The sequence below is a fragment of the Malonomonas rubra genome (assembly GCF_003247215.1).
In the GTDB taxonomy this organism is placed as follows: Bacteria; Desulfobacterota; Desulfuromonadia; order Desulfuromonadales; family Geopsychrobacteraceae; genus Malonomonas; species Malonomonas rubra_A.
On sequence record NZ_QKAP01000022.1, the window covers coordinates 37439 to 49595 of the forward strand.

The following is a 12157-nucleotide window of genomic DNA, read 5'->3' on the forward strand; positions in this document are numbered from 1 at the left end:
TGAATCTGAGACAATAAAACGCTAGCACGGTCTATTCGCAAAAGCAAGCCATAACAGAATATTTTGAGTTTTTTTCAAAACGGCATTCCACTCAATCATTTCGGATAGTTACCAAACGGACGGCAAAAAAAACGGCTATCCAAACAAAAAAACAACGATTTATTCAGGCTAAAATGGATTATTTCTACGATACTTCGGGCATTGTCACGCGCTGTATTCAATCAAAGGCAACGACAAAACTGCCCGGATAACCACTACCAGAGAAGTCCAAGACAGCCTGCTCCGCGCGCTCCAGAGAACGATAATCACCCACCCGGACTCGATACATCTGCCGTCCGTTTACCAAGGCCGTCTGAACATCAGCTTTGCCATAACTGTTCCGCAGCTGAGCGGCCAGCCGGTAAGCATTGTCGCGCACCGAAAAAGCACCGACCTGCACCGCAAAGCTGCCGGCATCGTAACTGGTCGGCGGTCGGTAACTGATCGTCCCGCGATCGGTCTCTTTGTAACCAAGCGCCTGTACCTGCACCGGCGCGGTACCGGCATCAGTTATCCCTAACTTATCTGCGGCGGCATAAGAGAGATCGATGATCCGCCCAGCGACAAAAGGGCCTCGATCGTTAACCCGCACAATGATTGAGCGACCGTTCTGCAGGCGAGTGACACGCACGTAGACTCCAAGCGGCAGAGTTTTGTGTGCTGCGGTCATGGCGTACATGTCATAGATTTCTCCGTTGCTGGTCTTGCGGCCATGGAATTTATCACCGTACCAACTGGCTATGCCACGCTGACTGAACCCCTGATGGTCGCGCAACGGATCGTAGCGCTGTCCATCGACCTCGTAAGGTTTCTCCCATCCTTTCAACTCGCGGGTTTCCCGAGTTTCGATGACGCGCGTGGTGTGCCCGCCGCCACAGCTGCTCAGCACCAGCACCAGCAGCAACAGGGCACAACAGTAAAAAAAACGAGACAACATACGAAAACAGATCTACTTCGGTTCTTCAATCTCTGACATTGCCCGGAAACGCTGGTAGCGCTGTTCGATCAACTCTTCGGGGGACATAGCCTCCAGCTCGGCAAGATGCTTGAGCAGATATTCCTTGAGGGTCGTCGCGGCCTGGTGATGATCCTGATGGGCACCGCCGAGCGGCTCCGGCACAACATCATCGATTACGGTGCCAAGGCTGTCGACATCCTGTGCCGTCAGCTTCAGCGCCTCTGCAGCCTGCGGCCCTTTGGCGCCGTCGCTCCAGAGAATGGCGGCACAGCCCTCGGGAGAGATGACCGCATAAACCGAATATTGCATCATCAGCACCCGGTTACCGACGGCAATCGCCAGCGCACCACCGGAACCACCTTCCCCAGTCACGGTAACGATGATCGGCACTTTCAGCATCGCCATCTCGCGCAAATTGCGGGCGATAGCCTCGGCCTGTCCGCGCTCCTCTGCACCGATTCCGGGGAACGCTCCAGGAGTGTCGACAAAGGTGAAGATCGGCAACCCGAACTGATCGGCCATCTGCATCACCCGCAGGGCCTTGCGATAACCTTCCGGGTTCGGCATACCGAAATTCCGATGCACCTTCTCCTTGGTGTTGCGCCCTTTCTGATGACCGATGACGCAGCAAGGCTTGCCGTCGAGCCGCGCAAAGCCGCAGACCAACGCTGGATCGTCACGGAAGTTCCGATCGCCATGCACTTCAAAAAAATCGGTGAAAACATGTTCGATGTAATCGAGAGTGTAAGGACGGTTGGCATGCCGGGCCAACTGAGTACGCTGCCAGCGACTCAGCTTGGAGTAGATCTCCAGCTTCAATTTTTCCGCTTTCTTTTCCAATTTCTGGATATCGGAGGAAAAATCGACGCTGTCGGTCGAATAATCGCGCAATTCACCGATCTTAGTTTCGAGTTCGGCGATCGGCTTTTCAAAATCGAGATATTGATTCATTATTTTACTCCCTGTCCATCAGCGGACATTGACATTCGGCAAAGGCCGAAAACTATTCAAACTTCATAACGTTGTAGCCGAACAACTGTTCAGCGTCGGCCATCGCTTCATCCGAGGCAGCCATCTTCAAGCTTTCCGGCAGACAGATGGTAGTTTCGCTACGATTCGGGATCACCACGTGCAACTTGACCTTACACGCTCCCCGATACTTCTGCATGATCCCCTTCAGCTGCCGTAACTGCATTTCATCGAGTCCGGGAGTAGTCAACCGAATATGGATACATTCGGTCATCGTCTCCTTGACGTCGCTCAGCAACTGCACTTCGTTGGCGAGCATTTTACAGGATTCCTCACCAACATCAAGTTCACCGCTAACCAACAGCGGATCCTCCCCCTTAAGCAGCTCCATCGAAGCGGCATAGGTTTCCGGAAAAACCACCATTTCGACTGAACCGCTCAGATCCTCCAGGGTGACAAACGCCATCCGTTCGCCCTTCTTGGTCATCAGTTCCTTGATTCCGGAGACGATCCCGGCAACCCGCACTTGTTCCTTATCACTACGCTCGACCAACGCCGCCGTTTCACAGGTGGCAAAACGCTTGATCGACTCGCTGTAACGGTCCAACGGGTGACCGGTAACGTAGAAGCCTAGAGCCTCCTTCTCATAACCGAGCAGGGTCTTTTCATCCCACTCCTCAACATCGGGCAATTCGCCATAGCCGTTGCCGCCGGTCGAAACGATCTCGTTGCTGCCGAACAGCGAGTCCTGTCCCGATTCGCGTTCCCTCTGCAAACGCTGACCGATCTCCATCGCTTCTTCCAGAGCCGCCATAAACTGGGCGCGTTTACCACCCAGAGAATCGAAGGCCCCGCATTTGATCAGCGCCTCACCGACCTTCTTATTGACTTTGCGCAGGTCGACCCGCTCACAAAAATCCTGCAACGAACTGAAAGGCTTATTCTTTTTCACCTCAAGGATCGAATCGAGAGCTGAAGCACCGACCCCTTTGACCGCACCGAGTCCGAAGCGCATCGACTCGGCGTCCACGGTAAAAGAGCGGTCGGAAGCGTTGATGTCGGGGGGATGCACCTCGATCCCCATTGCCCGCACATCGGCGACATTCTTGATGACCTTGTCGGTATTCTCCATATCCTCGGTCAGCAGCGCCGCCATAAACTCGACCGGGTAGTGGGTCTTCAGGTAGGCGGTGTGGTAGGAAACCAGGGCATAGGCTGCCGAGTGCGACTTGTTGAAGCCGTAGGCGGCGAATTTTTCCATCAGATCGAAAACTGCCTCAGATTTCTTCAGATCGAGCTGGTTCTCCTTGGCGCCGTCGAGGAAGATTTTCTTCTGTTTGGCCATCTCCTCTGGCTTTTTCTTACCCATCGCTCGGCGCAGCAGGTCAGCACCACCGAGGCTGTACCCACCAAGCACCTGGGCGATCAGCATGACCTGCTCCTGGTAGACGATAACTCCGTAGGTATCTTTCAGGATCGGCTCGAGCTGCGGGAAGTCGTATTTGAACTCTTCCTGGCCATGCTTCCGTTTGATGAAGGAATCGACCATCCCCGAACCAAGTGGCCCCGGGCGGTAGAGGGCGACCATCGCAATCAGGTCTTCGAAGCAGCTCGGTTTGAGTTTGACCAGGTACTCCTTCATTCCCGAGGATTCGAGCTGAAAGACACCGGTGGTCTCGCCACGGGAGAGCAGCTCGTAAGTCTTCTTATCGTCATCCCGCACCATCTTAAGATCGAAATTCGGGTCCTTCCCCTCGCGGATCAACCGCACCGCGTTCTCGATAACGGTCAGGGTTTTCAGGCCCAAAAAGTCGAACTTGACCAGACCAATCTTCTCGACATAGCTCATCGGGTACTGGGTAACCTGGCCGCCCGACTTGGGATCGACATAGAGCGGCAGGTATTCCGACAGCGGCTTCGGCGTAACAACCACCCCGGCCGCGTGGGTCGATGCATGACGGGTCAACCCCTCAAGCGCCAAGGCAATCTTTACCAGTTCACCGACCTTCTTATCCTTTTCAATCAGCTCCTTGAGCTTCGGCTCCTGCTCGATCGCCTGTTTCAGGGTGATACCGAGCACACCAGGAACCAACTTGGCTATCTTGTCGACTTCGCCGTAGGGGATATTCAACGCCCGACCAACATCGCGCAGCACCCCTTTGGCCAGCATGGTACCGAAGGTAATGATCTGGGCTACGTTCTCATGGCCGTAGCGATCCCGCACATAGTCGATCACCCGCTCACGGCCATAGATACAGAAGTCGACGTCGATATCCGGCATCGAGATCCGTTCCGGATTGAGGAACCGTTCGAACAGCAGGTTATAGGGGATCGGGTCGATATCGGTGATGCGGATGGCGAAGGCAACCAACGAGCCTGCTGCCGAGCCACGGCCGGGTCCGACCGGGATGTCGTGATCCTTACCCCAGTTGATGAAATCTGCAACGATCAGGAAATAGCCGGGAAAACCCATACTTTTGATACAGGCCAGTTCTTCGGCCAAACGGTCGCGGTAAATTTGTACGTCCCCCTCAGTCAGTTCCCGCAACTTGCGTATCTCGTCGAGTCGTTCATCCAAACCGGCCCAGCTCTGTTCTTCGAGTACTTCGTCAAGGCTCTTGTCAGCCGGTTTTTCGTACTGAGGGAAGTGGTAGGTATTGAAGTCGAGTTCCAGGTTACAACGCTCGGCGATCCTGACGGTGTTGGCAGTCGCTTCCGGATAGCCCTTGAACAACTCGATCATCTCGTCCGGCGTCTTGACATAAAACTCGTCGTTGCAGAACCGCATCCGGTTCGGATCGTCCATCGTCTTGCCAGTCTGAATACAGAGCAGCACTTCGTGAGCGAAAGCGTCCTCTTTGAGCAGATAGTGACAATCGTTGGTCGCCACCAGCGGCAGGTTGAGTTCTTCGGCGATCGCCACCAGCCCCTTGTTCGCTTTGGCCTGCTCCGGCAGGTAGTTCTCCTGCAGTTCCAGATAGAAACGATTGTCGTCAAAAATCTGCGCCATCACCCGCGCCCGTTCCAACGCTTCGTCCGGCTGGTTCAGGTTGATCAGGGTCGGCAGCTCGCCCCCCAAACAAGCCGACAGGGCGATCAATCCCTCGTTATGTTTTTCCAGAATTTCCCAGTCGATGCGCGGTTTATAGTAGAAGCCTTCTCGGTAGGCCATCGAAATCAGGCGGCAGATATTCTGATAACCGGCCAGATTCATGCAAAGCAGCACCAAGTGGTAGGACGCCTCAGAGGACCCACGGGCGTTGCCTTTAGTGAACCTTGAGCCGGGGGCGACATAGACTTCGCAGCCGACAATCGGCTTGATACCGGCTGCCATCGCCTTGTTGTAGAACTCGACCGCACCGAACATGTTGCCATGATCGGTCACGGCGACCGCTGGCATTTTATATTCCTTGGCCCGGGCGACCAGTTCATCCAGCTTGATCGCCCCATCGAGGAGGCTGTATTGACTGTGCAGATGCAAATGAACGAATTCGGCGTGTTCCATAAATCCAGCAGAAAATCGGGGCTAAAAAATGAGAAAAACCGATCATCCGTAAGGCACTGATCGGTCGTAAAATTATCGGGCAAATCTACCACCGTTACAAACATATGGTCAACCGAAACCAGCCTTTTCCCGAGCAAGATTTTCGTATTTCTCCGCCGATAATTTTTACCGACTGAAAATCGATCAGTAAACCGCTATACTGGGCAGGAAAAGTTCCACTTAATCATTCACCCGGACAGGATCGGCAGATGACCGCAGAAGAGATTATCAAAAGTGTCAGCCGATTAGTTTCCCTCCCCGATGCTGTCATGCGCGCAAGTCATCTGCTCGACTCTCCTGACACCAACATTGCAGATATTGGTGAAGTGATTGCTCATGACCCGGCCCTTTCGGCCCGCTTGCTGAAACTGGTCAACAGTGCCTTTTATCATTTTCCCGGTCAGATCGGCACCCTCTCCCGGGCGATCACCCTGATCGGCTTTGATGAACTGCGCTCCCTGCTGGTCGCATCCGCATCTGCGCAATGCTTCAACCAGCTCGCTCCGGAATCGATCGACATGAACAGCTTCTGGAAACGCAGTGTTTACTGTGGGCTGGTTGCGCAAAAGCTGGCCTCGTTGCTGCAGGATAATAACGGAGAATCGATGTTCCTGACCGGCCTGTTGCATGACATCGGCCATTTGATCCTGCTGACAAGCCTGCCGGAACAAAGTCAAAAAATAGTTGAACGGGCCGGAAAAACAGGACAACGTATGGCGGAGATAGAAACCGAACTGCTTGGTTTCAACGCCCCTCAACTGGGAGCGTTGCTACTCGAGAACTGGCAGCTGCCGAAAAAACTGTGGGAACCGGTCGGTTGCCAACTACAGCCGGAAAACGCAACCGAGTACCCACAGCAGAGCAAGTTATTACATCTCGCCCTCGCCATCACCGATTGCGTTGAGCCGGAGCTGAAAACCGAAAAAAAAACACCCCTGGAAGGTTTGCGGCGGGTATCTTTCCAAGATTTCGATCTGACCATCGAACAACTGGAGATGCTCGCCATCGACGCCAGCTTGGAAAGCTTCGAGGTGCTGTCGATCATCAATCCGCAGGTGACGATGATTTTCTGATTTTCTTCTTAGCGAAATCTACTTGCCTCTTTTAAGTTCCTTGAACATTTTCAACCGATAATAAGCTTCCCGCTCCCGCTCGGCCAGGTAATGGGAAATCTCGCGGATTTCCGCGTGCAGTCCCGGCAAGATCCTTTCTTCCAGCACCCGGATGCGCCGGGTGATCCGCAGCAGCTCTTCACCGAGTCGACGGAACATTCCCTCGTAGCGGGCCATGGCCAACATCTCTTCAATGATGGTTTCAAACAGCTGCAGCGCCTCGTCCAGATGAGCGCTGGCAGCTGGATAATCGTAATCCCGCTCTTCGAGCGAGCGGCTGGCCGACTCGGCCTGCTGCAAATCCCGATAACGCAGGCCGAGGATGTTCATATCGACCAACTTCACCCCTAGGTGCCGCTGGCTGATCAGGGCCAGCGATGCGATGTAGTCCTCTCCTTCCAGGCCTAGACTGGTCTGCAGTTCGACAATGCCCTTGCTATAGTGGCTGCGGGTTTCTTCTCGCGAAGCGATCAAAGGCCGACCGACCTCGAGAAATTTCTTGATCAGCGCCTGACGCCGCCCTTTGAGGATCCCGGTGCAATTGATCACCGCATGGCGCCGGTCCTTGAGCAGCAGTAGATTGCTTCGAGTTGCCTGAATCATGGCAGTTTCACCCCATACTCGCCGAGCAGCTTCAGACCGATATCGAGGGTCTGGTTGATATCGCGCCGCTCGTTGCCCTGATGGACAAAGCTCCGTTCGAAGTTATCTGCCATCTCAAGGATTTTCTGATCCTCCTCTAACAACCCATCCTTGCCGACCACCGCCTCCAGTTTCCGCAGATCGCGCCCTTTGGCATAATACTGATAAAGCAGGTTGGCGATCTGTCGGTGATCGGCGCGGGTCTGCCCTTCACCGATGCCGTGCTGCATCAACCGGGATAGACAGGGCAATACATCAATCGGTGGAAACAGCTCTTTTTGCTGCATTTCACGCGACAACACGATCTGCCCCTCGGTGATGTAGCCGGTCAGATCGGGGATCGGATGGGTGATATCGTCCTCCGGCATGGTCAACACCGGCAACAGGGTGACCGAACCTTTTCTATCCCGCAGCCTCCCGGCCCGTTCGTAAAGGGACGCCAGATCGGAATACATGTAGCCCGGATAACCGCGTCTCCCCGGCAGCTCTTCGCGGGCGGTGGAAATCTCGCGCAAGGCGTCGCAGTAATTGGTCATGTCGGAGACCAGCACCAATACATCCATCTGATGATTAAAGGCCAGATCCTCGGCTACCGTCAGTCCCAGCCGCGGCGCCTGCAGCCGCTCCACCACCGGCTCACCGGCAAGGTTGAAAAAGGCGACGAAACGGCTGGACATCTCTTCCAACGTGCGCCGGTAAAAATCGTATTCGTGGTAGGTCAGACCGAGGGCGACAAACACTACGACGAACTCGCCCGCCCCTGGCAAACGGGCTTGGGCGAGAATCTGTGCCACCAGTTCCTGAGCCGGCAACCCGGCGCAGGAGAAGATTGGCAGTTTCTGCCCCTTGATCAGACTGTTCAGCCCGTCGATGGCGGAGATGCCGGTCTCAATCATCTCGCGCGGGTATTCCCTGCTGACCGGATTGATCGGCGCGCCGGAAATTGCTCCCCAACGCTCAGGAATAAACATCGGCGCGCCATCGATCGGCCGAAACGACCCATTAAAGATTCGCCCCAAACAGTGCCGAGACAGGGGCGCCCGCTTGACGATATCGTGAAAAGTAACACTGGTCTGCTCTAGATCGAGTCCATAGGTTTCACCGAACACCTGAATCAACACCTGTTCGGTGTCGATCTTCAGCACCTCACCCTCCAGCGTCTGACCGTCCGGGGCTAGCAGCGTCACGGTTTCGCCGATGCGGGCTTCGAAAACCCGTTCGACGAACACCAATGGCCCGCGAATGGCACAAATCGATCGGTAACAGTGCTCAGCCAGCCGCATCACCATCTCCCCGCAGAATATCTGCCAGTGCTTCGCCCTCAGCCAATCTTTTCTCGGCTTGGCGGTAGTTATTGATGATCCCGGCGATCCGCTCCAGCGTCTGTTGCGGCGACGAAAAAGCGTCGTCCGAGAAGCTGTTCTGACAGAGGAAATCGCGCCGTACCCGCTCAGCGGTAAACATCAACAACCGATCCCGGTCTTGCAGTCCTTCCATGCCGACCACCTCGACCACCTCACGCAATGATTCCTCCTGCTGCAGAATCGCTCGGCAAGCGGTCTGCAGTTCCGTCCAGCGTGGCTCGACCTGCTGGCGGAAATATTTCGCGGCCCTACTGGCAAAGAGAGAATAGCTCTGCGACCAGTTGATGGCCGGGAAATGTCGACTGTGTGCCAGCACCGTGTCGAGCATATAAAACGCCCCGGCGGCACGCAGACAGGACTGGGTGACTGGTTCGGAGAAATCGGCCCCCGGCGGAGAAACAGCCAGGATCATGCTGAGCGAACCGAGCTTACCCTCGGCGGTTTCGACCACCCCGGCCCGTTCGATGAATTTTGCCAAGCGGGAGCTCAAGTAGGTCGGGTATCCCTCTTCACCGGGGATCTCCTCCAGCGAAGAGGAGATCTCGCGCAATGCCTCGGCCCAACGAGACAGGCTGTCGGCCAGCAGCAGCACATCGTAGCCCATGTCGCGGTAATACTCGGCCATGGTCACCGCGGTAAAAATGGAGGATTCCCGCGCCGCGACCGGCATATTGGAGGTGTTGACGACGACGATGGTCCTTTCCAGCAAAGGCCGTCCGGCAGTGTCCTGCAATTCGCCGAACTCGCTGAGCAGACCGGCCATCTCATTGCCCCGTTCACCGCAGCCGACATAAACCACCACATCAACATCGGCAAACTTGGCGATCGACTGTTCGAGGACCGTCTTGCCGGTGCCGAAGCCGCCAGGGACGACCGCCACGCTCCCCTTCATCATCGGAAACAGAAAATCGATGCAGCGTTGCCCTGTAATCAGCGGCTGTTCAGCCGACCGCTTATGACCTCCGAAGCGGGGATGTCGAACCGACCAGTTCTCCCAGGCGTACTGCTGTTGCCCGCCACGGAAGGTGACCAGTTTAGATTCCAAGCGCAGCGGACCATCGACAATCTGTTCTATTTCACCAGCCTGAGTCGCATAAATCGGATGCCGCAAATGTCCCTCCGAAATACAGCCCAACCGGTCGCCGATGGCCACTGAGTCACCCGGCTGTTTCTCGGCGGCAAAGTGCCATTGCTGCTGCAGGTCGAGCGAAGAGACATCATGGGTTTCCTGGATAAAGTCGCCACTGCGCCGCTGCAACGCGGGCAACGGCCGCTGCAAACCGTCAAATATGCCTCCGAGCAGTCCCGGACCGAGCATCACCGTCAGCGGCGCCCGAGTCCCCTCGGCCGGTTCACCGACACTCAGTCCGTGGGTGTCTTCGAACACCTGCACGGTAGTGGAGTCCTTTTCCAAATGCACCACTTCACCGGAAAGCCGGGCATGACCGATATATACCCGGTCATAAAGCTGCAAACCACGGATATCAACACTAACCGTCGCCCCGGAAATGCTGGTCACGACACCCTTCATATCTGCAACCTCACATGGTAACCGAGCGCCCGCCGGATCATGCGCTGCAGGGCATCTTCTTCACCGATTTGTTCCGGAGCCGGCAGAGTGACCAACAACCCATGCCAGGCTGATTCCAGCTCGGCAAAGCGTTTTTCCCCGATCGCATTGACCAGGCGTTCATCGACCACCAGTACGCTAACATCCCGGTCGGCCATCGCTTCGCGCAATTGATGTTCCGCTTGGGCGAGCGGTATCGTCAGCTGCCGTGAACCGGCCAGACTGAACCCGTAGCGAGCATCTTTCGGGGTCAAAAACAAGACTTCGCTCATCCCTGTACCTCTGCGGCCTGCGGCGTCACCGATGTCTGCTCCTCAAATATGCGCACCCCCTGCTCCCGAGCCGCCAACCAACAGCGCCAGAGATAATCGATCACCACCCCCAGTTGCAGCGGTTCCCGACCGGCCTGTCGTAACCGGTCCGTCAACCCCTGCAACAGATACTCCTCATCCGCATCTTCCAGCGGTAGTTGCCGCTGCCGGGCATACCTCCTCATCAGCGTCAATAAGGCCGCGGCATCCCGCTGCTGCCAGATTTTTTGCAGCAGCCCTGGTTCCAAGCTACCACCTTCCAACAGAGGCGGCGTAACCGGCACTTGCCAGCGCAAATGTTTTCTCAGGGCCTGCAGGTTACGCATGTCGAGCAGGTAAAGCAGAAACCGTTTTACCGCCTGGTCGCGACAGCTTCGACAGGACTGCTGCAGATAGCCGCCGATCAGCTCCTGTTCCAAGCCCCCAGGTCCCTGGCGCAGATAGCGGGTAGGCAATCGATCGAAGAACGGATACTCCTCCGCATACTCCCGCTGCAGACAACGCAGAGCCTCAACCGGCTGTTCCGCGGTTTCGACCACCCTAATCACCTTCTCCTGCAACAGGCTCTGCTGCAACTGGCCACTCAGCGCCTCGCGCTCCCCGGCAGCCAGATAACGCAACGCCATTACCAGCAGGCGCAGTTCGCAATATTCAAAAATCGGCAGAAGCTTGTTGCGTAGTTTGGCGTTCGCCTGCCGATAGACCCAGCGATATTCTGCCATGAGCGCCTGCCGCGGTTCATTGCTGCCAGACTTGCGGAACAACCCGCCGCTGGCCAATTCGGCCCGCCGCGCGCATATCCTGGCGTAAAGATAGTCGTTTGCTGCTCCGGCGTAGGGAACTTCAATCAGCAGGCTCATAGTCCCCCGCGATCCGCCGCAGCTCCACCATCAGTTCCGGCAGTAGTTCCGGCCACAGATGGTGCAAGCGTTTCCCCAGCGTATTCTCGATCTGAATCCTTCCCCCTTCTGTCTGCACGATTAACCCGCCGAAAATCTCATCGCTGATTTCGATTTCGGCCTGCGGGTACAGTTCCGCCACCAAGGGTTGATCGCGCAGGTTCACTTGAATCCTCTGCCAGTGATGATCGGGAATTTCCGACGCCAGCGCCTGGAATAGTTTTGCCCCGCCAGCGGCAGCCATTTTAGAGAGCTGTTGATCCGCCAGTTCGCGCAACCGCTCCGCCAGCGCCGCTTCCGCTTCCAGGCGAAGAAGTTGGGCACGCCGCGCCGCTTCGGCCTGTTTGGCGGTCGTTAACAGCAGCAGTTCCGTTTCCAGTTCGGCATTGACATCGTGCTTTTCCCGCTCCGAGGCTGTTTTCTGTTCGCTCCGCAGCCGCTCTGCTTCGTTCTCAGCGTGCGCCCAGATTTCTCTGGCCCTATCGTCGCCATCGCGTCGTAAGGCCGCTTCCAGTTCAGTTTGTCCCATCGCTTAGAGCACCAGAATCATGACCGCTACGACAAAGCCGAGAATCACCATGGTTTCCGGAATCGCTAGCAGGATGATGATGGTACCGGTCAACTCTGGCTTTTCCGCCAGGGCTCCCGCGCCGGCCGAACCGATCCGCGACTGCGCCCAGCCGGTCGCTATAGCAGGAACACCGACGGCCAGTGCGGCGGCGAACGCAAGCAAAACACTATCCAAATTC

At 56.1% G+C, this 12157-nt stretch carries 11 protein-coding genes; 1 reads left to right on the top strand and 10 read right to left on the bottom strand.

The window, feature by feature from the left end:
• Positions 1-217: 217 nt before the first annotated feature.
• Genes Q7J88_RS02195 through dnaE form a run of 3 tightly spaced genes read right to left on the bottom strand, consistent with a single transcriptional unit; the run spans position 218 to position 5471 of the window.
• Positions 218-976 carry a septal ring lytic transglycosylase RlpA family protein gene (locus Q7J88_RS02195; RefSeq protein WP_303720516.1) on the bottom strand — a complete coding sequence of 253 codons (759 nt, stop codon included), beginning with the start codon at positions 974-976 and terminating at the stop codon, positions 218-220.
• A gap of 12 nt (positions 977-988) precedes the next feature.
• Positions 989-1951, bottom strand: coding sequence for an acetyl-CoA carboxylase carboxyltransferase subunit alpha (locus Q7J88_RS02200; protein WP_369681952.1), 963 nt, complete (start codon positions 1949-1951; stop codon positions 989-991).
• Between the two features lie 49 nt (positions 1952-2000).
• Positions 2001-5471: a DNA polymerase III subunit alpha gene (gene dnaE, locus Q7J88_RS02205; RefSeq protein ID WP_303720518.1), complete on the bottom strand. Its 3471-nt coding sequence runs from the start codon at positions 5469-5471 to the stop codon at positions 2001-2003.
• 248 nt (positions 5472-5719) lie between these two features.
• Between dnaE and Q7J88_RS02210 the strand changes: the two genes are divergently transcribed.
• Positions 5720-6583 carry an HDOD domain-containing protein gene (locus tag Q7J88_RS02210; RefSeq protein ID WP_303720519.1) on the top strand — a complete coding sequence of 288 codons (864 nt, stop codon included), beginning with the start codon at positions 5720-5722 and terminating at the stop codon, positions 6581-6583.
• A gap of 18 nt (positions 6584-6601) precedes the next feature.
• On the opposite strand, the gene Q7J88_RS02215 is transcribed toward Q7J88_RS02210, so the two are convergent.
• From Q7J88_RS02215 to Q7J88_RS02245, 7 genes are read right to left on the bottom strand one after another with little or no spacing between them, the layout of a single operon-like run.
• Complete coding sequence (locus Q7J88_RS02215; protein WP_303720520.1) at positions 6602-7225, bottom strand: V-type ATP synthase subunit D; 624 nt, start codon at positions 7223-7225, stop codon at positions 6602-6604.
• The gene (locus tag Q7J88_RS02220) at positions 7222-8547 is read right to left on the bottom strand and encodes a V-type ATP synthase subunit B (protein ID WP_303720521.1); all 1326 of its coding nucleotides are present in this window, start codon (positions 8545-8547) and stop codon (positions 7222-7224) included. The genes Q7J88_RS02215 and Q7J88_RS02220 overlap by 4 nt, the downstream gene beginning before the upstream one ends.
• A complete protein-coding gene (locus tag Q7J88_RS02225; protein ID WP_303720522.1) occupies positions 8534-10159 on the bottom strand; it encodes a V-type ATP synthase subunit A in 1626 nt (541 codons plus the stop codon). Before Q7J88_RS02225 ends, Q7J88_RS02220 begins: the two co-directional genes overlap by 14 nt.
• On the bottom strand, positions 10156-10470 hold the full coding sequence (locus Q7J88_RS02230) for a V-type ATP synthase subunit F (protein WP_303720523.1): 315 nt from the start codon (positions 10468-10470) through the stop codon (positions 10156-10158). The genes Q7J88_RS02225 and Q7J88_RS02230 overlap by 4 nt, the downstream gene beginning before the upstream one ends.
• Positions 10467-11369 carry a V-type ATPase subunit gene (locus tag Q7J88_RS02235; RefSeq protein WP_303720524.1) on the bottom strand — a complete coding sequence of 301 codons (903 nt, stop codon included), beginning with the start codon at positions 11367-11369 and terminating at the stop codon, positions 10467-10469. The genes Q7J88_RS02230 and Q7J88_RS02235 overlap by 4 nt, the downstream gene beginning before the upstream one ends.
• Complete coding sequence (locus tag Q7J88_RS02240; RefSeq protein WP_303720525.1) at positions 11353-11937, bottom strand: V-type ATP synthase subunit E; 585 nt, start codon at positions 11935-11937, stop codon at positions 11353-11355. The genes Q7J88_RS02235 and Q7J88_RS02240 overlap by 17 nt, the downstream gene beginning before the upstream one ends.
• Before the next feature lie 3 nt (positions 11938-11940).
• The gene (locus Q7J88_RS02245) at positions 11941-12153 is read right to left on the bottom strand and encodes an ATPase (protein ID WP_369681953.1); all 213 of its coding nucleotides are present in this window, start codon (positions 12151-12153) and stop codon (positions 11941-11943) included.
• Between the last annotated feature and the right edge of the window lie 4 nt (positions 12154-12157).

Coding starts and splice junctions, on each gene's coding strand:
- Q7J88_RS02195 (WP_303720516.1), bottom strand. CDS start 976: ATGTTGTCTCGTTTTTTTTACTGTTGTGCCCTGTTGCTGCTGGTGCTG.
- dnaE (WP_303720518.1), bottom strand. CDS start 5,471: ATGGAACACGCCGAATTCGTTCATTTGCATCTGCACAGTCAATACAGC.
- Q7J88_RS02210 (WP_303720519.1), top strand. CDS start 5,720: ATGACCGCAGAAGAGATTATCAAAAGTGTCAGCCGATTAGTTTCCCTC.
- Q7J88_RS02215 (WP_303720520.1), bottom strand. CDS start 7,225: ATGATTCAGGCAACTCGAAGCAATCTACTGCTGCTCAAGGACCGGCGC.
- Q7J88_RS02220 (WP_303720521.1), bottom strand. CDS start 8,547: ATGCGGCTGGCTGAGCACTGTTACCGATCGATTTGTGCCATTCGCGGG.
- Q7J88_RS02225 (WP_303720522.1), bottom strand. CDS start 10,159: ATGAAGGGTGTCGTGACCAGCATTTCCGGGGCGACGGTTAGTGTTGAT.
- Q7J88_RS02230 (WP_303720523.1), bottom strand. CDS start 10,470: ATGAGCGAAGTCTTGTTTTTGACCCCGAAAGATGCTCGCTACGGGTTC.
- Q7J88_RS02235 (WP_303720524.1), bottom strand. CDS start 11,369: ATGAGCCTGCTGATTGAAGTTCCCTACGCCGGAGCAGCAAACGACTAT.
- Q7J88_RS02240 (WP_303720525.1), bottom strand. CDS start 11,937: ATGGGACAAACTGAACTGGAAGCGGCCTTACGACGCGATGGCGACGAT.